General features: G+C 37.6%; 21 protein-coding genes and 2 pseudogenes. 19 read left to right on the forward strand and 4 right to left on the reverse strand.

What is annotated here, in order from left to right:
- Positions 1–165: 165 nt before the first annotated feature.
- The 7 genes from GXX20_11010 (at position 166) to GXX20_11040 (ending at position 8,517) form a co-directional block, all read left to right on the forward strand.
- Positions 166–501, forward strand: a complete 336-nt coding sequence (locus GXX20_11010) for a helix-turn-helix transcriptional regulator (GenBank protein ID HHW32179.1) — start codon at positions 166–168, stop codon at positions 499–501.
- Between the two features lie 82 nt (positions 502–583).
- Complete coding sequence (locus GXX20_11015) at positions 584–1,582, forward strand: acetyl-CoA synthase subunit gamma (GenBank protein HHW32180.1); 999 nt, start codon at positions 584–586, stop codon at positions 1,580–1,582.
- 11 nt (positions 1,583–1,593) lie between these two features.
- The gene (locus GXX20_11020; protein HHW32181.1) at positions 1,594–1,887 is read left to right on the forward strand and encodes a 4Fe-4S binding protein; all 294 of its coding nucleotides are present in this window, start codon (positions 1,594–1,596) and stop codon (positions 1,885–1,887) included.
- A 625-nt stretch (positions 1,888–2,512) separates the two neighbouring features.
- The gene (locus GXX20_11025; GenBank protein HHW32182.1) at positions 2,513–2,998 is read left to right on the forward strand and encodes a gamma-glutamylcyclotransferase; all 486 of its coding nucleotides are present in this window, start codon (positions 2,513–2,515) and stop codon (positions 2,996–2,998) included.
- A gap of 1,083 nt (positions 2,999–4,081) precedes the next feature.
- A complete protein-coding gene (locus tag GXX20_11030; protein HHW32183.1) occupies positions 4,082–4,396 on the forward strand; it encodes a CPBP family intramembrane metalloprotease in 315 nt (104 codons plus the stop codon).
- Between the two features lie 530 nt (positions 4,397–4,926).
- The gene (gene adhE / locus GXX20_11035; GenBank protein HHW32184.1) at positions 4,927–7,527 is read left to right on the forward strand and encodes a bifunctional acetaldehyde-CoA/alcohol dehydrogenase; all 2,601 of its coding nucleotides are present in this window, start codon (positions 4,927–4,929) and stop codon (positions 7,525–7,527) included.
- Positions 7,528–8,340: 813 nt separating this feature from the next.
- On the forward strand, positions 8,341–8,517 hold the full coding sequence (locus GXX20_11040; GenBank protein ID HHW32185.1) for a hypothetical protein: 177 nt from the start codon (positions 8,341–8,343) through the stop codon (positions 8,515–8,517).
- 245 nt (positions 8,518–8,762) lie between these two features.
- Here GXX20_11040 and GXX20_11045 read toward each other — a convergent pair whose 3' ends face one another.
- Positions 8,763–9,992, reverse strand: coding sequence for an IS110 family transposase (locus tag GXX20_11045; GenBank protein ID HHW32186.1), 1,230 nt, complete (start codon positions 9,990–9,992; stop codon positions 8,763–8,765).
- Between the two features lie 297 nt (positions 9,993–10,289).
- Here GXX20_11045 and GXX20_11050 point away from each other — a divergent pair, with 297 nt between their 5' ends.
- The 9 genes from GXX20_11050 to GXX20_11090 all read left to right on the forward strand — a co-directional run bounded on the left by GXX20_11050 (position 10,290) and on the right by GXX20_11090 (position 18,892).
- Complete coding sequence (locus GXX20_11050; GenBank protein ID HHW32187.1) at positions 10,290–10,994, forward strand: epoxyqueuosine reductase; 705 nt, start codon at positions 10,290–10,292, stop codon at positions 10,992–10,994.
- A gap of 477 nt (positions 10,995–11,471) precedes the next feature.
- A complete protein-coding gene (locus GXX20_11055; protein ID HHW32188.1) occupies positions 11,472–12,767 on the forward strand; it encodes a DUF1576 domain-containing protein in 1,296 nt (431 codons plus the stop codon).
- Positions 12,768–13,296: 529 nt separating this feature from the next.
- On the forward strand, positions 13,297–13,701 hold the full coding sequence (locus tag GXX20_11060) for a hypothetical protein (protein ID HHW32189.1): 405 nt from the start codon (positions 13,297–13,299) through the stop codon (positions 13,699–13,701).
- A gap of 73 nt (positions 13,702–13,774) precedes the next feature.
- Complete coding sequence (locus GXX20_11065; GenBank protein ID HHW32190.1) at positions 13,775–14,761, forward strand: DUF5050 domain-containing protein; 987 nt, start codon at positions 13,775–13,777, stop codon at positions 14,759–14,761.
- 133 nt (positions 14,762–14,894) lie between these two features.
- Positions 14,895–15,269 (forward strand): hypothetical protein, encoded by a 375-nt coding sequence (locus GXX20_11070; GenBank protein ID HHW32191.1) that lies wholly within the window; start codon positions 14,895–14,897, stop codon positions 15,267–15,269.
- Between the two features lie 156 nt (positions 15,270–15,425).
- Positions 15,426–15,653 (forward strand): hypothetical protein, encoded by a 228-nt coding sequence (locus tag GXX20_11075; protein ID HHW32192.1) that lies wholly within the window; start codon positions 15,426–15,428, stop codon positions 15,651–15,653.
- Positions 15,654–15,734: 81 nt separating this feature from the next.
- Complete coding sequence (locus tag GXX20_11080; protein ID HHW32193.1) at positions 15,735–16,319, forward strand: hypothetical protein; 585 nt, start codon at positions 15,735–15,737, stop codon at positions 16,317–16,319.
- A gap of 837 nt (positions 16,320–17,156) precedes the next feature.
- Positions 17,157–17,996 carry a pirin family protein gene (locus GXX20_11085; protein HHW32194.1) on the forward strand — a complete coding sequence of 280 codons (840 nt, stop codon included), beginning with the start codon at positions 17,157–17,159 and terminating at the stop codon, positions 17,994–17,996.
- Positions 17,997–18,328: 332 nt separating this feature from the next.
- The gene (locus tag GXX20_11090) at positions 18,329–18,892 is read left to right on the forward strand and encodes a rubredoxin (protein HHW32195.1); all 564 of its coding nucleotides are present in this window, start codon (positions 18,329–18,331) and stop codon (positions 18,890–18,892) included.
- A gap of 77 nt (positions 18,893–18,969) precedes the next feature.
- Here the strand turns inward: GXX20_11090 and GXX20_11095 are convergent.
- Positions 18,970–19,179: pseudogene (locus GXX20_11095) on the reverse strand (IS3 family transposase).
- An 827-nt stretch (positions 19,180–20,006) separates the two neighbouring features.
- Here GXX20_11095 and GXX20_11100 point away from each other — a divergent pair.
- Complete coding sequence (locus GXX20_11100; GenBank protein ID HHW32196.1) at positions 20,007–20,843, forward strand: CPBP family intramembrane metalloprotease; 837 nt, start codon at positions 20,007–20,009, stop codon at positions 20,841–20,843.
- Positions 20,844–21,125: 282 nt separating this feature from the next.
- Here GXX20_11100 and GXX20_11105 read toward each other — a convergent pair whose 3' ends face one another.
- Positions 21,126–22,973: a peptidase M56 gene (locus GXX20_11105; GenBank protein ID HHW32197.1), complete on the reverse strand. Its 1,848-nt coding sequence runs from the start codon at positions 22,971–22,973 to the stop codon at positions 21,126–21,128.
- A gap of 12 nt (positions 22,974–22,985) precedes the next feature.
- Positions 22,986–23,336, reverse strand: coding sequence for a BlaI/MecI/CopY family transcriptional regulator (locus GXX20_11110; protein ID HHW32198.1), 351 nt, complete (start codon positions 23,334–23,336; stop codon positions 22,986–22,988).
- Positions 23,337–23,847: 511 nt separating this feature from the next.
- Between GXX20_11110 and GXX20_11115 the strand changes: the two are divergent.
- Positions 23,848–24,073 (forward strand): annotated as a pseudogene (locus GXX20_11115) (DUF1524 domain-containing protein).
- A gap of 85 nt (positions 24,074–24,158) precedes the next feature.
- A complete protein-coding gene (locus GXX20_11120; GenBank protein HHW32199.1) occupies positions 24,159–24,515 on the forward strand; it encodes a DUF4180 domain-containing protein in 357 nt (118 codons plus the stop codon).
- The last annotated feature ends 267 nt before the right edge of the window (positions 24,516–24,782 follow it).

The raw sequence follows: 24,782 nt of genomic DNA on the forward strand, positions 1-24,782 counted from the left end.
TAGAACACCCTCGTTCGCGGCTTAATTTAAATTGTAGATACCTGTCAAATCATAGTGACATGGGGTAAATCACAAATTTTTCAAAAATTTCCACTTTCACATTGACTCTTTCGATTTGACGTATATAATATATCATATCGAAGTTTTTAGATTTGAGGTGATGTTATGGACTACTACCTGGAGAACACTAAGGTTTTTAAAGCTTTGGGAGATCCCAAAAGAGCGATGATTGTAGATATGCTTTCCTGTGGAGAACTTTGTGCCTGCAATATTCTGGAGAAGTTTGAAATGTCCCAATCCACGCTGTCTCACCACATGAAGCTCTTGTGTGAATGCGGTCTGGTCAAGAGCAGAGAACAAGGTAAGTGGACTTATTACTCATTGGACAAAAATACTGTCAGCAGAATAATGGGATTTCTCTGTGACATTACCTCTGCTAAAGAAAATTGCATCTGTAAAGAAGATACTAGCTGTTGTAAAGGATGTGATGAAAATGAGTAACGAGAAGTCATGCTGCTGCTCGTCTAGTAGTTGTTGCAGCACAGAATTCATCACGCTGTATGATAAAAATGATGAATGGGTAATGGATGAAATCCATACTCCTAAAGGCAAAGTGCCTGTGGTTTCAACATATCTTCACTTCAAAGACATTCTCGGAGCGTGGAAGGTGCGATGGGGTATCGGCAGGATGAATTACAAGATCAATCCGGGGCTTTATGCTGTAGGTAAGCCTGATAATACATCTCCAGTGCTTGTAAGTGCGAACTACAAGCTGACATTTGATGTATTGAGGCAAGAGTTGTCTGGCCTGGACTGTTGGATTTTGATACTTGATACAAAGGGTATCAATGTCTGGTGTGCCGCTGGTAAAGGGACATTCGGAACTGATGAATTGGTAAATCGTATATCGAAAACCGGACTGCCTGAGATTGTATCGCACAGGAAACTGGTGTTACCACAGTTAGGTGCTACTGGTGTGAGCGCCCATGAAGTGAAAAAACAAACTGGGTTTTCTGTTGTTTACGGGCCTGTGAGGGCGAAAGATATAAAAGCTTTTTTCGATTCAGGCTTCAAAGCAACTGAGGAAATGCGTACCGTAAAATTTACCATGCGGGACAGATTAGTTCTCACTCCAGTGGAACTGGTAACCGCAGCAAAGTCTTCATTGATGGTTTTTGGTGTAATATTTCTCCTAAATCTATTTGTTACAAGGCCTTTCGGGCTAGCAGATTTTATCGCATATGTGGGTGCCGTGTTAACAGGAACTGTCCTAACACCTTTGCTTCTTCCTGTTATTCCTGGGAGGGCTTTCGCATGGAAGGGATGGCTGATGGGACTGTTATGGACGTTGTTAATTGTCTGGTACAGTGGCTGCTTTGTTCCTGAATGTTTGTTTCTTGCAATAGGGTATTTGCTGGTATTACCGTCATTGTCAGCTTATTTGGCGATGAATTTTACAGGTTCGTCAACATATACATCTTTTTCTGGTGTCATTAAAGAAATGAAAATTGCCGTTCCGCTTATTGCTATTTCATCAATAGTAGGGATTGTATTGTTGCTGATAAATAGTATCTGGGCATAAAGGAGGACACTATGAAACATAGATATTTAAAGAATGTTGTAACACTTCGTCTGTCAGCTGATAAATGTATTGGCTGCGAAAGATGTGTAGAAGTTTGTCCCCATAGAGTATTCAGTATGAGCGATAAGAAAGCAAAAATTGAAGATAAAGACTTTTGTATGGAGTGCGGCGCTTGCGCGAAAAATTGCCCGACAAATGCCATCACCGTTAATGTCGGAGTAGGATGTGCTCAAGCAGTGATTATGGGCTGGCTTAAAGGAAATGAACCAAGTTGTGATTGTTCATCCGGTGAAGGATGCTGCTGAATGGAGAGGATGGTTATGAGTGAAGAGATTAATGCGGGTATAGGCATTTTGAAAAGTATTTGACATTAGTATCAAAAATGCAGGCAAATATGCTAACGGTCTTTTTGTTACATGGATACATGAGGAGGAAATATAAATGATATTAAGAAGATTAAAAGCAGACGAACCAAACTTTACAGAGCTTTACGGAATGATTTCAGCTATGAATGAAATGCTGGAAAACAGCCCAAAGTCGAAACTGACCTTAGAAGAACTGCTTATGTTTCAGGATGTTGATGGTTCATTCAAATTATTTGATACTTATAAAGTTCCAAGTGATGTTCGGGTAGATTTTTGTTATATGCCAACCTATTTTGGTTCAGCAATATTAATGAAAGAGTATCTTAATGGTAAAAAATATATCGCTCCTCAACTAGAAAGGGCGCTTAAAGCAAGCTTGAGGTGTGGTTTTCTCGGCCATGGGTATGAAGCTGAGAAAGAGAGAATTGATGCAATAAAAGTTCTTATCAAAGGTGGACTTTGCAGATTTCTTGAAACAGAGCGAGAAAATTGCCCTGAGTTTCACAATAAAGTGAATAACATTGTGCATAGATACAATTCATGTTTGCTGCGTGGAGATGATTACATGAAAGGCTTTTGGAATGAGGATTATAGTTTACCATGGCAAGAAATTGTAAATCAGCTTAAGCTTGATAAACGTTTATATGTTGCATATGGTAGCAACATGGACAAAACTCAAATGGAAATACGTTGCCCAGGAGCAAAAGTATTAGGAAGAACATATCTCGAAAATTGGATGCTCACTTTACCGCACTATGCTAATATTGAAAGAAGCAAGGGGAAAAGGACTCCTGCCCTTATATGGGAGATAACAAGTAAAAATGAAAAAGTATTAGATCGTTATGAAGGTTATCCGGAATGCTACGATAAAATAGATATTATTATATGCGTGGATGGAAAGCGTATGTCCGCTATGGCTTATGTTATGACAGACGAATATAAAAAATGCGATAAAAAACCCCGCAGTGGGTATATAAATCAAATTTTGCAGGGATACCGTGATGCAGGATTTGATGAAGCAGAATTCCAACCAAGTGAAACTAAGTGTTAGTTTGACAAAATGCTTTTTTCATAACTGGCAACAACCTTATAACTTTGGAAAGTCTAAAAAACTGTTGTCATATTCCCTTGAAAGTTGGTTTTCGGGAAAAGTGCCAAAAGCTCATTAATATGTTCCCGTAAACGCAAGGTTCAAAAAATCAGCCCAAGACATCAATTCCATCAACTAGTGGAACTATGAATGCAAGTGTGGTTATAAAGAGCATAGAGATATACATGGCAGTAAAAATATATTATCGATGTATAAATTTGGTAACATAAGGTATTTAGGAGAAACGAAAGAGATAAAGTATCTACGTATTGCCTAGAGCAAGAAGTAGTAGAAGGTGTGGACCCACCCTATCGAAAGATAGTTGCTTAGTTAGTGAATTGCTATACTTTCGTTGCCAGCAACGAAGATATGTAACAACATATCAAAGAAGGTAGTAATGCATGATGCTAAGAAACTCCAACCTCTAAGCAAAGCGAAGGTTGGAGAGGTTCATGTATGATATTAAATTTTAATGATATTTTTATTCCTGCCAGGTCTTTTCTGCTCCTATCAACCCAAGATGAACAAATTGAATGTTTAAAAAATATATATTCTCACTTAAATAGTGGCGGAAGATTTCTCATTAATTTTTTTAATCCAAATTTTAGCTATCTTCTAAAAAACTCGGTGGCCAATGATCAATTTAGATATATTGACACATATGATCATCCTTATCAGCAAGGCGAAAAAATAGAATTGTACTGCTTTTAACGCAGGCCATGTTAAACGTTGGTTTTAATATGGAAAAAGTGAAAATAATAACGCTGGCAATACCAGGATATAAATAGTATAATCTGTATTGAATACAAATTATGTTTGTGTAGGAAAAATTATGGAGAATTCATCTAGTAGAAACAAATTAATAGTCATTCTAGAATCGTTTATCCTGATGATCGCATTTCAGGGAATCACAGAATTAGCTGAGTGGTTTATTTCACCTTTTTTCCCCAAAAAATTTCCAAACGGTATATAATTGCTACCTGCATAACAACCGTACTTTTTATTATAGCTCCGTCCAACTATGTTCAAGGATTCACTTCGGTTATGAATATTATTTATGGCAGTATTGTAACACCGGTCTATGAGGAATTGCTTTTTAGGGGATATATTTGGAACAGGTTTAGCAAGGTAATGACGAGTAAACTACATATCTGTGTTTGGAATATCGCTCTGTTTACAATATGGCATTTTTTGTATATTGTTCCAAATATGATATCAGGAAATTGGGATGTATTACAATTGCTGAAACTTGCAGCAGGAATAGGCTATGGAACAGTACTTGGACTTATCAGATTGAGAACTGAGAACTGTTGGGCGACAATATTAGCTCACGGAATTATGAATTTTTTTATGATTTAAATTTAAGAACTTTGTGAAATTTACTACCTTTACAACAGATGGCGAAAATTCGGAAATAGGTTTTGAAAAATAAAATTGATGTTTCAGTAGTGTTAGTTCTCGAGTGTATAGACATGTTTATACAGTATTTTGAGTAGATAGTTTGGACATGTTTATATTACTCGGAGTGAGATAATTTGAGACTGGGCAATGATGAGAGAATGCCGGTTTTCTGGCATTCTCTTTTCATATATAGATATTAGTAAGATTGTACATAGCAAACTCGCTTCACCCGGGGATTCAGTTGAGGTCTTGCAATTCCCAACTGAACAAGGTTGTTATTAATAATTTACATCAATTCAGTTCCTGATTATAGAAGCGAGAGACTTCTTGATAACATGTCAAAAGGACAATCTACGGGCATGTGTTATATTCTACCAAATATGGATACAAAGGATATTATTAACCAATCTATCTGTAATAATAATCTGGCCTATTGACAAACTATATAAAGATACAAAAATTGTGTTATGCAGGATAGGAGGATATTTATGGCCGAACAGGATAAAACTAACAGTGAAGTAGCTGTTATCATAGAAAACATGGTAGAAAATGGCAAGAGAGCTTTAAAAGAAATGGTTAAATTAAACCAGGAACAAGTGGACTATATTGTTAAAGAAATGGCCCTTGCTGGTTTAGCTAACCATATGAGGTTGGCAAAATTGGCAATTGAAGAAACCCAGAGAGGGGTCTATGAAGATAAAATTATTAAAAACTTATTTGCTACTGAATACATTTACCACAGTATAAAATATGAAAAAACTGTAGGTATTATTAATGAAAATGAAGAAGAAGACTATTTTGAAATTGCAGAACCAGTTGGCATTATTGCCGGTATTACACCAGTTACAAATCCTACATCAACTACATTATTTAAGTGCATTATTGCAATGAAGACGAGAAACCCGATTATATTTGCTTTCCATCCCGGTTCACAGCAATGCAGTGCAGAGGCTGCCAGAATTGTACGAGATGCGGCTGTTAAGGCAGGAGCTCCGGAATACTGCATTCAATGGATAGAAAATCCCTCCATAGAGGCTACCCAGGCATTGATGAAAAATGATGGCATTTCTTTAATACTGGCCACAGGCGGCTCATCCATGGTTAAAGCAGCCTATAGCGCCGGGAAACCTGCATTGGGAGTTGGTCCGGGTAATGTACCCTGTTATATAGAAAAAACAGCGGATATAAAGAGGGCCGTAACAGATTTAATATTATCAAAAACCTTTGATAACGGTATGATTTGCGCCTCAGAGCAGGCAGTTATTATTGACAGGGATATCTACGAACCTGTTACGGAATATATGAAGAAACTTGGCTGCTATTTTGTCAATGAAGAAGAAAGAAAAAAGCTGGAAAGTCTTGCTATTGATGAAAAGAAATGTTCCATGAACCCCAAAATTGTAGGCAAATCTGCTGAAACCATAGCACAAATGGCGGAAATCAAAGTCCCGGAGGGTACAAAAATACTAGTTGCTGAAATTGAAGGGGTAGGGCCTGAATATCCTTTATCCAGGGAGAAATTATGTCCCATATTGGCTTGTTTTAAAGTAAAAAATTTTACTGAAGGTATCCAAAGAGCTGTAGAAATGGTTAATTTCGGAGGGTCTGGCCATTCTGCGGTTATCCATTCCAACGATGAATATGTAATCAATGAGTTTGCAGAAAGGGTAAACACCGGAAGAATTATTGTCAATCAGCCTTCCAGTCACGGGGCTATAGGGGACATATATAATACCAATATGCCTTCACTCACATTAGGCTGCGGCTCCTTTGGCAGAAACAGTACAACTGCTAATATCACTGCCGTTAATTTAATCAATAAGAAACGTGTAGCAAGGAGAAGATACAATATGCAGTGGTTTAAAATACCGGAGAAAATCTATTTCCAACCTGGCTCTGTCCAGTATCTGTCAAAAATGCCTAATATCTCACGAGCTTTTATTGTTACGGATGAAGTAATGATCAAACTTGGATATGTAGAAAAAGTCCTGTACTACTTAAGAAAACGTGAAGGCAGAAACTATGTCCATTCAGAGATTTTTGACAGGGTACAGCCAGACCCGACGGTTGATACAGTAAGAGAAGGTGTCATTGCAGCAGAAGCCTTTAAGCCTGATGTTATCATTGCTCTGGGAGGAGGATCGGTAATAGATGCTGCTAAAGCAATATGGCTTTTTTATGAACATCCTGAAACCGATTTCAATGATCTTCGTATGAAATTTATGGATATCCGCAAGAGAGTGTTTAAGTATCCTCCTCTAGGGAATAAAGCCAAATTGGTAGCTATTCCTACTACTTCGGGTACGGGCTCGGAAGTAACATCCTTTTCAGTAATAACAGACCCGGAAAAAGAAACGAAATATCCGCTGGCAGACTATGAGCTAACACCAGATGTCGCCATTATTGACCCGGAATTTGTGCAATCAGTACCTGCATATGTTACAGCCGATACAGGGATGGATGTATTAACTCATGCAATCGAAGCTTATGTGTCGGTTATGGCATCGGACTACACAGACGGACTTGCTATGAAGGCTATCCAGCTTGTATTTGAATATTTACCAAAAGTTTATATGAATGGTGATGATCAAAAGGCACGTGAAAAAATGCATAACGCGTCATGTATAGCAGGTATGGCCTTCACTAACGCTTTCTTAGGTATTAATCACAGCCTGGCACATAAATTAGGTGGTAAATTTCATATACCTCACGGAAGAGCCAATGCTGTTTTACTTCCTCATGTTATTAGATACAATGGCTCAAGACCGGCAAAGTTTACTGCCTTTCCAAAATATGAACACTATATAGCGGATCAAAAATACGCTGAAATAGCTAAATATCTTGGGCTACCCTGCCGCAATACGGAGGAAGGTATAAACAGCCTGATATCTGCAGTAATTGACCTGATGAAGCAGTTGCAAATGCCCCTGTCCATAAAGGATTGTGGGATATCGGAAGACCAGTTTATGCAGGTTTTGGATGAAATTGCAGATAAAGCTTTTGAAGACCAATGCACAACAGCAAATCCAAGGATGCCTCTGGTATCGGAATTGAAAGATATTTATTTAAAAGCATATTATGGAATATAAAAAATACCCGGGATGCCATTGGCTTTTATTTATACCAATGGCATCTGATTTTATTGCGACATATTTCTTAATCCATAATTCCAATAACCAGAGTTTTGATATTTATCTTGTTAATATAACTATTCCAGGCAGTAGAATGGATATAAGCCCAGAAGTATTGTCCCTGAGGCAGCTGTTTTATTTTTCTTGCTCAAATAATATTTTGCAAGCTTAAAATATGTATTGTTGGAAACAATACAAAAAATACTCACCAAAAACTTCATTCACTCTATCCCTTTGTTTAACCAGGCTTCAAGAAGTCTCTCGCTTTTATAAGCGGGAGCTGAATAGATGCAAATCCACACATTTACGTATAATTGTAGCTTCAGGTATACCGGGGCCTTAACTTTTAGTCAAGAGTTTTATTCGACCGTAAGGGCTATCTGCGTCAGTTAATCCTTTCAATATATTCCTAAAAGTGGTATAATCACTCATGTATATAGGACCCTAAAGTCTGTCAAGCTGCTAAGTTTTAAGGCGGAGCGAGTGTATTGAAAAGATAGCCATAATTGAATGGCTACAGCAATACTTGTTTAAATATAGATTAGATGCGGGTGATGTCTTGCGTGTGTACAGCAAAGAAACTATGACAGATTAGTTTTGAAAAATCGAGAACTTGCAATGACCCAGTGTACATAGACGCTTTGTGAATGGCATGGACGCTGCCGGGAATGTGTTGCATTGCATAGATTTCATAGAGATCATGTTCTTTCTTGCTTACAGTCATTTATAAACAATAAGATTGATGAAATGTAAAAATTTATAAAAGAAACATTGGAGCATGAAATAGACACACTTCCGTATAATGCTCAACACAGAGATCGCAAGCTTCAAAACCTTAATCGTAGATTAGACAAAACCTACGACGAATTAATTGGCATTGAGAAGAAGATAGATGCCTTTCTGTTAAAACGGGAAGCCATTGAGTATAATGCTCTTACACTTGAATAGGTATATAAGGTGTTGGAAAATTTTTAACAAACACTTTGATGCGATGTCTGGTGAAGATGAGCGAAAAACTATAAGCTATTTGAACACAAAGCTTGTTTCGGAGGATAGTTAGCGTGAAAAAACAAAACTGCTGGAAATCATTTATTTGTAGTGGATATACTTAAAAATGGCAACAAAATAATAGACCCAATTTAGGATATGGTATAAAATGGGAAATAGGAGAAAAATGTATTAATTAATCATTGCTACTTAACTACTTTTTCTACTTTGTAACCAAGAGATTCAAGTTCTTTAACCATAGCCCTTTGTTTTTGATCAGATATCATTTTCGAATAATTGTCATGACCCATATCCTTAAAGGGTTCATTATTCTTAAACATGTGGTAGATTGCTACAAGCATAACCCTTGCTACAGCTATTATGGCTTTTTTGTGACCTCTACGAGATGCAACTGATTTATACTTGGCACACAGGAATGAACTTTTGGATTTTACAGCTGCATTTGCACATTGACAAAGAATAGGTTTAAGGTAAGAGTCACCTTCACCGATTTTAGTACTTTTCTTTTTACCAGCACTTTGGTTATTACGTGGAGATACTCCAGCCCACGAGCATAAGTGTTGGTCTGAAAAGAAAACAGACATATCGGTACCAATTTCAGAAAGTATAGTTTGTGCTGCCTTTTGCTTTATGCCTGGTATAGTTTCAAGAAGACTGATATAATATTGGTACGGTTTGGTTTTTTCAAGAATCAATAAGTCAACCTCTGCCAAGCATTCGTTAATTTGGAAGAAATGCTCCAGGATTACTTTGATTTTTGAAATTTGGTGCTCGGTTAGCTTACCATTAAGAGCTTCCTGAAGGTCAGGAATTTTCTTGTGGAGTTTTCCGTGGACAAATTCTCTTAAGTTGTCAGGAGATAGGTCTTCACCATTTAGCAGAGCTTCAATTATTTTGCGTGAAGACAAACCAGATGTATCAGAAACAACGTTTGAGAGCATGATATTACAAACGGTTAAAGAGTTCTGAAGTCTATTTTTTTCAGAAGAGCGCATATTAGTAAGCTTGGTACGATAACGAGTCAACTCTCTTAGCTGTCGAATATCTTTTGGAGGAATAAAGCTACCGGGTACCAAACCGTGTCTGTGCAATTTTCCCAGCCATCTCGAGTCGTTAGGATCAGTCTTTTTACCTGGCATGTTTTTTACAAAACGAGGATTAGCAAGAGTTATGTTACATGAATCTTCAAGGATGTTGAATACTGGAATCCAGTACTTACCGGTTGATTCCATAGCAACATCTTTACAGTTGAATGATTCTAACCATTGTTTTAATCTGATAAGGTCATTGGTCATGGTAGAGAAAGTTTCGGTGTGGTCTGTAAATGTACCATCACTATTTGAGTTAATTAAAGTAGCAACAACAAATTTTTTGTGGACATCAATTCCACAACAAATAGGATAAAGAATATTAATAAGTCAAAACCCCCAGTTAAATATTTAGGCATTGGCTGGATAACCTACAGACTGAGTTTATACTCGAAAATTAGCGTACGTGCTCTATGGCAACAATCATTTGTGCTCAAAGGTTATCCTACACATGTTAATATGCGAGCTTATCACAAAGGTGATTACATCAGTCGCCTCCTCGTGGTTTGTAGCATACCTATAATAACAATTATAACACTGGGGCAATTTTTAAAAAGCTGCACACAGTGCACAGATTTTTCATTATCATTTGTGCCGCTGAGAAGCAGCGGAATGGAGGTTAATATGGGAAATAGTAATGAAGTATATAATTCAATACTTGAAATAATGGATAGACATTCCCCGTGTTTATTTGGAATAGCTGATATCTCGTATTCAGATTACGCAAGTCAATATAAATGTGCTTTGGTTATTGCTGTTCCTCATAAGAAGATCATGACAAAAGATGTTTATTCAGAAGAAGAACTTGATGAATTAATATGTAAGGCATGTATAGATTGCGATGGGATAATCAGCCAGGTAGCAGATTTTTGTAGAGAACAGAACATAGAATACCATATTCCGCCAATAGCTCAGGAAAGTGAAAAATCATTAGTTGCTCCATTTTCATATAAATTTGCTGCGGTGAATGCCGGGCTTGGCTGGATTGGAAAAAACGACTTATTAATTACAAAAGAATACGGTCCTAGAGTAAGGCTTGCAGCTATACTATTAGGCTTTAATCTTCCAGTAGGAAAACCTATAAAAAATATTAAATGTGATGACAAATGCAATTATTGTGTCGAGGCATGTCCTTATAATTTTTTGAAAGGGGTAAAGTGGGATGTCAATAAATACAGGGATGAATTAATAGATTATCATTCATGTAATAACAAAAGGAGTCTTTATATAAAGAAACATGGCAGAAAAAATGCATGTGGTTTATGCATGGTGTCTTGTCCATTTGGAGTTGTCAAGGAGTGGTCAAACAAAGTGACTTCTGGGTTATAGAGCAGTTTGAAACAATGAGCTTGCAAAACATTGATATGTTTCCTGATTATTAATAGTTATTTTTTATTAAATATTGATTCAATATGTCGCTTTACACCTGCAAATAATTTTCTCTGAGTAACTTCTTATGAAACACATTAATATGAACAGCTAGGAAGCATACCAAACCTATAGAAATGCAATCATGAAGAATCAGGAGAATTGGCAACTGTTCCAGAACCATACCAAACAAACCGGTAAGAAATGAAATCAAAATCATTGCCAACAGAAGCTAGCGCTTGTCACCTAGTTTTTTCGATATGTAATGGTATGTACGATACTTAAAAGAAGAAATAAAAGTTGATACTTGTTGATACCAAATGATACTTGATTATACATATAACATTTTGATAAAATTATAATAAAAAAAAGCCAACTCAAATTACCGCGACTCAGTACAGCACCTCTCCGCCAAATTTTATGACAAGAGGTAAAACGATGCCTGAAAAATTAAAACGAGGGAAAATTCCTGACACTTCAGAGAAGATCCTGTTTCTGTACTTCATCTTATTTGCGGCCGCTTTGTTTTTTGCTGCGTTTTTCTTTAATACACCCAAAGAAATATTGAGCGGGAATATTAAAATCATTACCTCTTCATCAAACCTAATTACTGATTATTTTCATATCGCAAATATAGGCGCGACGTTTGTCAACGCCGCAATCATGGTACTTCAGGCGATTGTGGTAATAAAAATCAGCAAGGTACAGATAAACGGACTTATTGTTACCGCGGTTTTTACGATTGCCGGCTTTTCTCTTTTTGGAAAAAACATTTATAATTCAACGCCAATCATTTTTGGGGTGTTGGCTTATGCAAAGATTAGCAAAACACCGTTTCGCGCGCTGGTCCCGGTTGCCCTTTTCGGAACCGCGCTTGCCCCGCTTGTAAGCGAGGTTACCTTTAATTTCGGATTGCCCGTTTACATGGGTATACTTTGCGGAGTACTTGCAGGCTTTATTTCGGGCTTTATTATGCCGCTTCTGGCTAAGCATTTTTACGACTTTCACAAGGGATTCAGCTTGTATAACATAGGTTTTACGGCAGGAATTGTCGGCACATTATGCATTGCTGTTTTCAGAAGCTTCGGGGTGGAAGTCAATACCGTTTATTTTGTTTCCAGTGGAAATAACAAGCCGCTTGCAATCTTCGTCTTTTCCATATTCGCGGGTATACTGTTGGTCGGATTGTGTCTTAATCGTCTGTCGTTCAAAGACTATATGAAACTTCTTCGCGAATCCGGACGAGGATGCGCCGACTTTTTGGACGGTTACGGTATCGGCTTGGTATTAATCAATATGGCGGTTTTGGGTATACTTTCAACGCTCTATACTCTTATTGTCGGAGGAGAGCTAAACGGACCGACAATTGGGGGAATCCTCACCGTCGCAGGTTTCGGAGCATCGGGGAAGCACCCTTTCAATGTCATCCCGATATTGCTAGGCGTTTTCTTAATTGGCTTTTTCAGCATCCATGACGTTAGCTCAACCTCGGCTCTTCTGGCCGCCCTCTATGGCACGACGCTTGCTCCGCTTAGTGGCCACTATGGTATTATACCGGGCGTGATTGCCGGTGGAATACATATTGTTTTTACAACCAACCTTACCTTTTTACACGCAGGCATGAACCTCTACAACAACGGCTACTCGGGCGGATTTGTCGCTGCCTTAATGGTGCCGATTCTTGATAAGATATTTGAAAACACTAATAAGAACAGCAACTGGTTGAATGAATAAGTAAAAAATTGTGCGACCAAACAGTGGTCGCTTTTGTCGGTGATAAAAATAAAATTATGGCACAGGAATGGGCTAAGCCGTTCTACAAATCCAAGGCGTGGCAAGTTGTATGGCAGTTTTTATAATATCACGGTACGCCTTTGCGAACGGTGTGGAATGCCCGGAAAAAACGTACATCATCATAAAGTGTATTTGACGCCCGGGAACATCAACAACCCTCAAGTATCTCCGCCTTATCTAACCCTTTGCCTTATCCCATCCACTGTAAGTTACGCTTGTCAACGGGCATAATTTCGCGCATCCGTTATAGCTTGTTTTTCTCTGAACAGATAATACCCCATAAAACTATGCTCGACCTATTCCAAAAAACGTTTAAGTATTTCTTCTATATGGTCTAAAGAAAAACTTAGTTTCATAGGAGAGAAATTCAGGACTATACTTTGGTTAAAGGATGTTATAGTTGATTTTTATAAGCATAGTATTCTACAATCTATTTAGGAATTAATTATTGATCAAGGAGATGGATTTAGTGACATATGTTTTATTATGGACACTAATCTCTATAGTTGTCTTTATAATGTTGTTTTACGTTCTATGGATAAATGGCTATCTGATTAAAAGCAGAAAGACCTCTCTTTTATTTGTAGGTTCACTTAGACCCCAAAATAAATGTAAGTTAAAATTTATAGATTGTAATGGTTATATTAAAAAAGTTGTTAAAATAAGAGAAAGTCGTAATTATAAATTTACTTTTAACAGTAATATTACAGATGGATATGTCACAGCTGAATTACAGGACGTAAACAGAAGGATATTGTTGCAGTTAGACAAAGACAATCCTGAATCAGCTGTAAAATTAGAAAAAAATTATCGATATTATCTTGTTTTGAGGTTTGTAAAAGCAGGAGGTGAATTTGATCTTACTTGGAATTAGAACTACCTATAACAATGCTGTTTATAATGACTAAATAGTGATAATTCTTACTTTTTCGTTTGCTGCTTGCAATATGGGCAAAAATGAAAACAGCTTGTCGATTGACAGTTTTGAACAAATAAATACGACAACAGGCGTATTACCAACCGATGAACAGAATACCTTAAGTTCACTCACTACTTCGGAATTACTCGGTTTTGAGGGCGGCAATATAGGAGCAGGAGGCTTGGTTTGTAGTGGAAAGGATGGCTGCATCTATTACCGCAGTGAAAGCGATGGTTGGAAACTGTATAAAGCAAAACCTGACGGCTCTGGAAAAACAAAACTCAGTAATCGTGTGCAAGGGTATATAAATGTTCTTGAAGGATGGGTATATTTTTGTGATTTTACGGACGATTTTTCTATTTATAAAGTAAGAACTGACGGTACAGATGAAACAAAACTTGTTGATGGATACTGCAATAACCTTTATGTCACTGAAAGCGGAATGTACTTTGACATGCGTGATAGAAATAATTCTCCACAAATATATTATGCGGACTTGGACGGTAAAAACATGAAAATGCTTATGCCAGATGCATCTCTAATGTACTATTATAAAGGCAAGATTTATATGGGCACAGGGCAGCTTGGAGTATATGACATAAAGACAGGAAATGAGAAAGTACTTGTCGAGACATATGTACATAATGTTTCCGTTGATGACAGTGGGATTTATTATTGGGCTGCAGACAAGGGAGAATTTCACCGCTTGGATTTGGACGGTGGTAATGACAAAGTAATTATACGCAGTGGTGATTATTTTAATTATTGTGGCGGAAACCTCTACTATGAAGGCATTAGTGAAAACAAAAACGGTCCATGCCACACGATAAACTCCCTAAATATAGCTACAGATAAAATAGTGATTTTACTGGAGGAAGCAAACGAATCGGTGGGATATGTTTATGTTGCAGGAGAATATCTTTATATGCGCGCTTCATTGCGTGAGAGTATCCTTGTAAACGGAAAACTGGATTGCATTGCCAGACTTGATGGTGGAGTAACGATTTGGGATTGAATTACATTGTCATTTTTTATTTCGATATGGTTTTACACGGCTACATCAGACTCTGGAATTAAAAGTCAGACAATTCTTGCCATTGTTCACACATAGGCATATAATAACTTTATAAAATTAAAGAGGAAAGTATATGAAAATAAATTTAAGTTCAACTTGCGGTAATTCGCCTAAAAATAAATTTGTCCAAGATTACACTGTTAAACTTTTATCGTTTGATTTTGACAATTTGGCTAATATGTCGGTTGAAAATGTCAAAATATTGTTCCCTGATAGAGGTCTGATAAAGGGAAAATCAAATCTTATTGATATTAAAAAATATCTAAAAACCGATATTAAAGTGCTAACGATTGATTCCTCAATATCTCACGGAAAATATGGAGCTGTGCTTTGTGAAATCAGTGATAATGAAAAAGACTATAAAATTTCTGTTCATTACATTTTTGAGAACACGAAGGCTGAACTCATTGAAGAAGCAATTGTTATAATAGCTGAAATAAAAAGATAAGACTTTTTGGAGGACTTACTAACCGGGGAAATTGCCAAACAGCTGAATATCAACGAAAACATTGTTTTACAATTTATTTCAGATGTCTGAAAAACTTCGGAAACTCATGGACAAAGAACAAGGCCAGGCAGAACTCAAGGAGTATACCTGTCATGAATGCAAAGCATAGGAATTACTGCTGAAGTAAATAGAAATGAAATACCTTATCTGGTGGTGGCTAAAGGGGTATCCCAGGAAGGTAGCTTTGGCATCGAATTTATTGAGTCCCCTCAAGTTTTATCTTGGAAAAAATGTCCCCATGGTTTTACCATTCCGTGGGGAGAGAATCTGTCGGGGGGTCAGCATAGGATGTTGCTGTCTTTTGATTTCAAAGATATCTTGTAGAACATAGTTGAATCATTAATGTTAATAGTCACAGTTTGCCGATATTAATATAAATACTATTTTAGCAGGAGGTAAGGAGATATGATAAATTCAGTCAATTTTTCGGGTGTAGTAAACCCAATGAATGTAAATGAGAAAAATGCTTCAAAACAGGAAAATAAGATGGAAACAACTGTCGAACAAGAAGCTTATATTGTTGATATTGGGAACATATCAGAAAAGAAAGTAACCTATAGTAAACCAGGAGTTGTGAAGCCTGATATCAAGAGAATAGAGCAATTGAAAAAGGAAGCAGAAGACGCATTAAGACCATTAAGACAAATGGTAGAAGAATTATTAAAGAAGCAAGGAATGTCTTTCAAGGTTGCAAATCCTAAGCCATATGAAGGAAAAATGGTTGAAATTGATGACGAGACAAGGGCAGAAGCTCAAAGGCTTATTTCTGATGACGGAGAATATGGCATTGAGAATACTGCCAATAGACTTTTTGAATTTGCCAAAGCAGTATCAGGTAATGATAAAACAAAGATTAATGAATTAAAATCAGCTATTGAGCTAGGATATAAGGCAGCAGAAAAAGCTTTTGGCGGAGAATTACCTGAAATATGTAAAAAGACACTTGAGCGTACAATGGAAAAATTGGATCAATGGGCAGCGTCAGAATAGAAATAAGTATTAGTTATAAGGCATCTATCTACCAGTAGGTGCTTATTTTTTTGCCCTTCACAACCCGGATTAGTCCGATTTTTGTAGAAATTGATAATAATTTGAATATATTGACGGTTCATAGGCAATAATGGCATTTATGAAAAATGAAGAACATTTACAGATATCCTTTTGACTCATTACATAGGGTTGAAGGTAGGATATTTCAGAAATTGGGTTGAAATCTTACTATTAAAACATGTTTCCTCATACGGATTATTTTCAATAATAACCGAGAAACACATTGATATGTTCCCATGTACAGATGGTTTCTCAAAATCCTCACAGACATCAATTCCATCAACTTGAACCACGTTGAGGCTGTAGTTCTAATGTGTGCGTCCGGCCAAGCTGGCAAAGCGCTGACAGGTGAAAGTCTTGTAGACAAAAAGATATAGCTCGATAAGAAAAAAAGAAATTTTTATTGAGATAAAATTATGGTTTATTTGGTTTATCGTGGTTATGAGGGCAAAAAGGGAGAACGTGTTCTGGGTAAAAACATTAAAGTGCTGGGCAGCGAGACATCAGTAATAGAAATATGCAGTAATTGGATAAAGAATTCAGAATGAGGATTATAGTTTACCATGACATAAAATTGCAGGTCAGCTTAAACTCGAAAAATGTTTATTGGTGTGTTTGCCTGTCTTAATTTTGGGTATTAATATAATATATCAAAATATTCCAGGGCAAGTCGATGATTTAATAATTATTTATTCTGAACTGTTAAATTTCAGTTTGCCGTGAATCAATTAATAAACAAATGAGGTCAGTTTGATTATAAAAAAGGAGGCCGTCCATATGGAACGAAGAATTAGTCAACAAGTCAGAGGTTATAGAACTAAGGACGGAGCTGGAGTAAGTTTGGTTAGAGTATTGTGGAACCAAACTGTTCATGTATTTGACCCAATTTTACTGCTCGATTCCTTTGACAGCACAAATCCGAATGATTATAAAGAGGGATTTCCCATGCATCCTCACAGAGGTATTGAGACAATCAGTTATGTGTATCGTGGCTTTATGACTCATAAGGATAGCTTGGGTAATGAAGAAACAATTGGTGATGGAGAGGTACAATGGATGACTGCAGGCTCTGGTATTATGCATGAAGAAAAATTGCCGGCTGCCGAGCGCTTGCTTGGTGTACAACTCTGGCTGAATCTTCCATCAAAGGACAAACTGGCTTCTCCAGCTTATCACAGTATCAAGAACTCAGACATCGAAGAATTATTTTTTCATTGGGGTAAGCTAAGACTATTGGCCGGCGAGTTTGAAGGGAAAAAAGGCTATTCGGGCAAATATCTTCCTCTTAACTATTACGATTTACATATAAACCCAAAACAGGCTGTTATGATTAATACAGAAATTGAGAGCTCTGTCATGGTATTTACTCTTCTGGGAGAAGCTTATATCGGAGGTGAGCTGGTAAAGGAAAAGACAGCAGTAAAGCTTTCCTTCGGTGACCATGTTGAGATAAAAGCCGCAGATAAAAAATCACAGGTTTTATTCATCAGTTCAAAGCGACTGGGAGAACCGGTGGCTTGGGGAGGTCCTATAGTAATGAACACTAAGGAAGAATTGAAAAAAGCTTTTGATGATTTGAAAAAAGGCACATTTTTAAAAGAAAAAATCTCTTATTGAGGACAGATACAGAGTAGAGAACATCAAATTGAAATAATTAAAGATAACAGCCTTTGCGGACTTTCTGCACGAAGTACACTATAACCGTTAATTCTTGCTGGAGGTAAAACAATAATAGCTTAAAAATGCTTGAAACTGACCAGCATTTAATGGCCTTAATTAAGGATATTCACGGATTTGATAGTACCGGGTATGTTTTAATAATAGTATTTGATATGGATACAAATAGTTACTTATTTGTTGAGAATGTATACAGGTAACCCGGCCATCCTGGATTTAGGCGCATACGGGAGCAAAACCACCCGTAAATATAAATAATGAGGAGAATAATTATGAGGAGCTTTACAACATTAGAACTGCAATATGCACACAGATTCTATGGATTCAAAGGCGAAGCACAGTACTTGCACGGACATACAGGAATACTGACTATTGAAGTTGAGGACGACATCAACATGGGAGTCAACATGGTATTTCCATGTAATGAAATCAAGAAAATTGCCTGGGATGTTTTACAAAACTTTGACCATGCATTGATTTTAAGGGAAGATGATCCCTTGCTTCCTGCAATTCTTGGCGTTTACGAATCGCAAGGCATCAGAAATGGTGCACCGACCAATAAGCAAAAAGGTCCAGCTTTCAAGACGGAGCTTGCAACAGCATACCCAGAATGCCGTTTGGTTGTCACGAAGGAAACAATGACCGTTGAGGGTATGATCAAAATCGTTTACGAATTACTTAAGGACAAGCTGAACATCGTTAAGATCACATTTACAAGCGGGGTAAATGGCGCTACAGAAGAATACGAACCCCGAAAGACTATTGAGCGGTGTCCGTTATGCGGTATTGCATTAGGTGAAAATGGCGTGTGCCCTAAATGCGGATACAGGAAATAGTCTAATTGGATATTACATCTTGCTCTGATTTTGGCTACCTGCTATATGAACTGAACCCCAAATGTTGGACAATTTAATTAAGCAACTTCGACGGACTGGATCCGGTATTGAACCGGGCTCAGTCCATTTAGTTTGCTTTTAATTCTATAATGGTTGTAATAGTCTATGTAATTTTCAGGTTCCTTTCGGAACTGCTCAAATGAGCTGAACTCCCTTTAATAAAGCAATTCTGATTTCAGTATTCCAAAGAAGTTTTCAATCACTGAGTTGTCTAGGTAGTTCCCTTTACCTCATACAATATTGCCATGTTTCCACGAACGGACACTTTACAAAAAAAGCTAAAAACCCATTGACATTTTTTCTCGAACAGATACTATAAAAATAACCCACAGACATCAATTCCGTCAACTCAACCCATGTTGAGTGTGCTGTATTGATTACAAGGTTGTAAGCCTTGATTTTACCGGGTTTGCTGGATTGCATCAAATTTGTCTGCTCGATCTAAAGCGCTAAAATGCGTACATGGGAACACGTCAAGGGGGTATTTTGGTGATGAATTTTTATTCGAAAACTAGGTAGGGTTGAGTTAACAGATTAGACAATGGGCATTTTTCATAAGGGCAAGGAGATGTAATGTATGATTAACTTAGTTCCATACTGATGCGTGAATTCAATTGATGTGCTATTTGAAATGGAAACAAGGGTACACAACGATACGGATTTATTTGTGGAAAAATCAATAGTAAAAAATTTATAGATATAATAAAAAAAGGCTTTGTCGAATTCACAGAAACGTATGCAACTTCATATCATACGTTTTGGATAGACGCTAAAGGTAAGATTTTTTCTTTATATATTTGAATTTAGCGAACGATGCTGAAAATCAAGTTTTTTCACTTGGGGTATGAGTATTATGAAAATGATGTTCATGATGTAAGACCACTGTGCGAGAGATTTAATATTCCTGTTCAGAATGAATATAAGTAACTAAAATTGACAATCAGAACCTAATATCATGAACTTATCTCGTTTGAATCCACCGGTGAAGATACAAACACAATAATACTTACGATGATTGCTTCTGGTATCATCCAGTCAAAAGGAAGGGTGTTAAATGAAACAGACTGACAGCCATAAATTAAGACATGAAGTTATCTTATTCTATGTAACTACTATTTTTTTCACTTGGCTTCTGTGGGTTCCTGCTTTTCTGATACAAAATCATGGTATCTCTATGAGACTCTCTTACGATTTTTTTATAACCGTCGGAACCTTTGTTCCATCTATAGCCGGTTTTTTCTTTACATACTTATTCGGCGGAAAAGCTGAAGTATATTCATTATTAAAATCATTGCTAAATATGCATATCAGTGTAAAATGGCTGCTATATATCTTTTTAGTCATGCCAGTAGTATCTGCAGTTTCATGCCTGGTTTATTATCTTTCAGTGGGCGCTCTTCCGCAGATGCAGTTTTCTCCCTGGTTTATTCCTATCGCTTTTGTGTATATTCTTATTTTTATGGGACCACTGGGTGAAGAGGCAGGATGGCGGGGATTTGCGCTTAAGAAGATGCTAATATATTTATCTCCAATGAAAGCCGCGGTGCTGCTTGGAATTATCTGGTCATTCTGGCATCTACCCTTATTTTTTATAAACGGAACAACACAAAATGCCTTGACTTCTTACGGTAGTATTCCTGCAATTTTGGGATATGCTCTATATACTGTTATGATCTCTGTTTTAATAACTTTAATATATATTATGAGCAATGGCAGCGTGTTTAGTTCTATACTACTTCATACAGTGGGAAATCTATCGCTTGGTGTTGTACCTTTAATTTTTTCAAAAAATGGAGCGATTATTATTCTTATTACTCTTTGCATTACTGTAACTGCTATTATATACAAGTATAAAAAAATAATGTTTCACAAAAGTTTTTATAGATATTAATTCCCTGCTGTGTTTCTAAACACAAAAACAAGTAAAGCACCTACAGTTATACTCGTAAAATGCCTTGCTCTTCACCAAAAATGGACGACAGATTCCTGCTCTAAGGGATTTTGCTGTACGATTCTTCATTTTTTATTCTGGTAGTGTACTAAGATGTGCGTCAAAGCTCGTGCAGCTTTTAATATTAGAGTCCTTATGTTGCTTTGAAGTGCTCAAGCTCGTCTTTGGTATTGAATCTATAAATCGAAGATGCTGAATTGCGTTTTGTATGTAGGAAATCCATTAGTCAGTTTCGCCAGGTTGTATCTGAATTGTCCCATCCTGAAACACAAGCTCGCCTGATGAAACAAGCTCCTCCTGCATAAATTTCCGCTTTTCTGCAATCAACTTACCATTCTTCATATTCAGCACATAGTCGTAGTTTATTCGGTCAGACAACTCATAGATTGCACCTCTGGCATAATCATAGATAATAATGCGGTTATCTATGATTCCAGAACCAATGCTGATTGTCGAACAAAGCTCTGGTTTTCCATCTCCTGTCAGATCACAGAAATATACGTTCCAGATCGGCATACCTGCGTAAAGGGTAACTATTTCTTTGTCAGTTACTGCTTCGAGCTTCTCGGCGTGACAACGGAAGGTTACGTCCGGAAATACATCAAGATTGATTTCACGCACGTCGCCCCATATTATTTCATCACCGTGGAGACCGTCAAACCATTTTGTTGCAGTTGATTTAATAGAATCATCTTCAATCAGGCTAAACACCCACCGAATACTTGTATCATCAGAGCCGGGATCGTCCTTTTCTGAAGCGTCATAATAACCGTAAGTAAGATATACGTCTCCGTTTTTCTGCAAAAGTAAATAGTAAAATACCGTATCTGACAAGTCAGTTACCAACAAACACCAGGCTTTTTGATTATTACTTCGCAGACTGCTGGCAGGTTCGCGAACTCCCCAAAAGTATCTATCAAAATTGTCTTTTGTTAACCTAATTTCTTCAAATGTGCCTGCATTCACCCAGTTGGTGGAACCCTTGTCCTCTAATACCAATAACTCTTTTTTATTTGTGACGAAATACTTTGGTGCAGTTTCTGTTATATAACTGAAGGCATATGCGCCTGACTCATAAATGATATCTCTTACTTTATAGTATTTTCCAAAAGGATCTATTCTTATAGAATCAGAATCTTTTGGATTTGTCAAAAAGCAGACCGCAACCACGATTAAGGTAACCACGGCTGCAATGATAATCCAAAATGCCGGCTTCCTATAATTCATCACATGTTTTACCCTTTCTTTCACACCCACCTCGCCGAAGGCCAGCGGGGAGGCTGCAATGCGCCGGTGGTAAGTACTGCAATTGAGAAGTGCAGTGGAATATGCCCGTAAAGCCTCTCTGTCCATCTCCCTCACGACCTTCTCATCACAGGCGGCTTCAATATCCCGGCATAGAAGGATATACGCTGCCCATAAAAGAGGATTGAACCAATATACCGACAGAAGCAGGAATCCCAGCGGCTTCCACCAGTGGTCGAGTCGCTTGATATGTGCCTGCTCATGGACGATAATATAAGCAAGATCAGCATCATTCAGCTTGTAGGGCAGATAGATGACCGGATGTAAAATGCCTAAGACAAAGGGCGAATCTACCAGCTCGCTCTGCTTAATGCCTTTTTGATAAAGCGTTGCGTCTGCCAATTTTCGTTTCAAAAGCAGGGAACTGATCAGAGTATAGAGCAGCATGGCCGCCGCCACGGCAAGCCAGACCCACGAAAGAAGAAACAACCAGAACTTCGTCGGGGTTACACTGACCCCGACAGCCGGTGCCATAGACTCCCACGGCAAGGAATTGATGACTTGACCGACGGCAGAAATCCCACTTTGAATCTGAGGATTGGCCGAATATAAAATTTCCTGCGGCAGCGGTTCGGCACAGGGAATCAGACTGAATGCGCTCTCAATGGAAAACGGTAGTATCAGCCGTAGCGCAACCAGTCCCCACAGCAGGCAAAATAGCCATTTCGGTGCTTTGCGGAAGAGAAGTCTCACAAGGATGACTGCCAGCACCATGACACTTGCGGTCAGACTGAGGTTTACAAGCTTCAGAAAGACAGCTTCCACGACGAATCCTCCTTACTTATTGATAATACGCCGAATTTCTTCGATCTCGGCATCCGATAAGTCCTGCCGTTTCGCAAAGGCGGCGATAAAGGCAGGAAGTGAATTTTCAAAGGTCTTTTTAATCATTTCGTCCATTTCCGCAAGCTGGATCTCCTCTTTACTGACGAGGGAAGAAACGATGGAGCCTTCGTTTTTGACAACACCCCGGTCTATCAGCCGCTTGATAACGGTGTAGGTTGTCGTTCTGCTCCAGCCCAGTTCTTCATTACAGAGCTTGGCGAGCTTTGCGCGGGAAATGGGCTCATTTTTCCAGAGTATCAGGCAAAAACGGTATTCACTTTCAAATACTTTCGGTACAGCCATGATAATGCCTCCTTGTGTCTACTATATTAGACACAATTTAGTCTAACAGAGTAGACACGGTAAGTCAATGGGGTACTTGAATGTTTACAGAACTATCGCAATTGCAAATGGGTGGATATTGCGTGGATATAAAAAGGCTCTCCACCGTCGAAATTCATAATGTAAGAGTAATATCTATCAGGCATCATTTAACATATTTGATGCAACTGAATATTTCTTTTTTCAAAAAACACCTCTAAATGCTAGAATGGCATCTATTACTCGGAGGTGTATAGCTATTCATAATTATTCCTAAAGATTATGGCGAATACCCATTGACATGTTCTCGTGAATAGATAATATAAAAGTTGCACACGGACATCAATTTCATCAACTCGAACCATGTTAAGAGTGTGGTTCTGATTAGTGCGTCCAGCAAAGCTAGGAAATGCTAACAGGTGAAAACCCTGTAGCATTAAAGGTAGGGCAGCTACTTAGTCAGCAACCAGTGTATGAAGTAATTTTTTGAAGATCCGACGACCTCAACCAGCTTTGGTAATCTTGCATTAATTACTGTATCAGGGAATTCGAAGTTTCCTAATTTACCACCAGGAGGGAAAATCAGTTCTTACCCAAGTACTATCGAGCAAAGTCTTAAACTTAAGATGAAAGAAATGGTGAATTTCGATGATGGTAAATGGACGGTAGAAAAAGCACGTAAACATAAAGACGAAATGTTTAGAATTCTGAAAGATTAGTTTTACATATATTGATGTATTGGATGAGAGAGGACTTTCTAAGGAAGAGGTTGTACAAAATGAAAATAACGAGGTGGGATTAACAATGAACTATCAAATAATGGAAGCCAAAGGAAAGAGATACCTTTATATTAAAAGTAAAGATTCATTAATTAAAAGTGAACAAGATGCTCATGACATTATTTCACTTTGTATTGAACATGACACGGATGCAGTACTCCTTGAGGGTGATAGTTTTTCAGATGATTTCGTGAAGTTGAGGACAGGCCTTGCCGGGGCTGTACTACAGAAGTTTGGAAACTATATCAAAGTGGCTGTAACTATTAAAGAAGGACAGGATTTCCCTGTACGTTTTAAGGAAATGGTTTCCGAGCTTAATACTGGAAATAAATTTCGCATATTTACCAATTTAGAAGATGCATTAAATTGGATATTAGAATAAGGACAATATATTAGCTTTTTTATTATATTTAAAGATAAGATAATCCTGCTAAAACAAAGGGGATTTTCGGGGAATGGGAAGTCAAGATTAATATAAATTAGAAGACTAAACGGAAAACTAATTTAGCAATGGGCTATACGTGGAGCTGTTAAGTAAAAATGAAAAAAGAGCTGAATTTCTCTTAGAATAACTAAAGAATTCTAGAGAATGCAGCCCCAAAAGAATAATAGCTATAAAATTTTGCCAGTCAAGGATAAAGTGAACGGG

The organism is Clostridiaceae bacterium (assembly GCA_012840395.1).
In the GTDB taxonomy this organism is placed as follows: Bacteria; Bacillota; Clostridia; order Acetivibrionales; family DULL01; genus DULL01.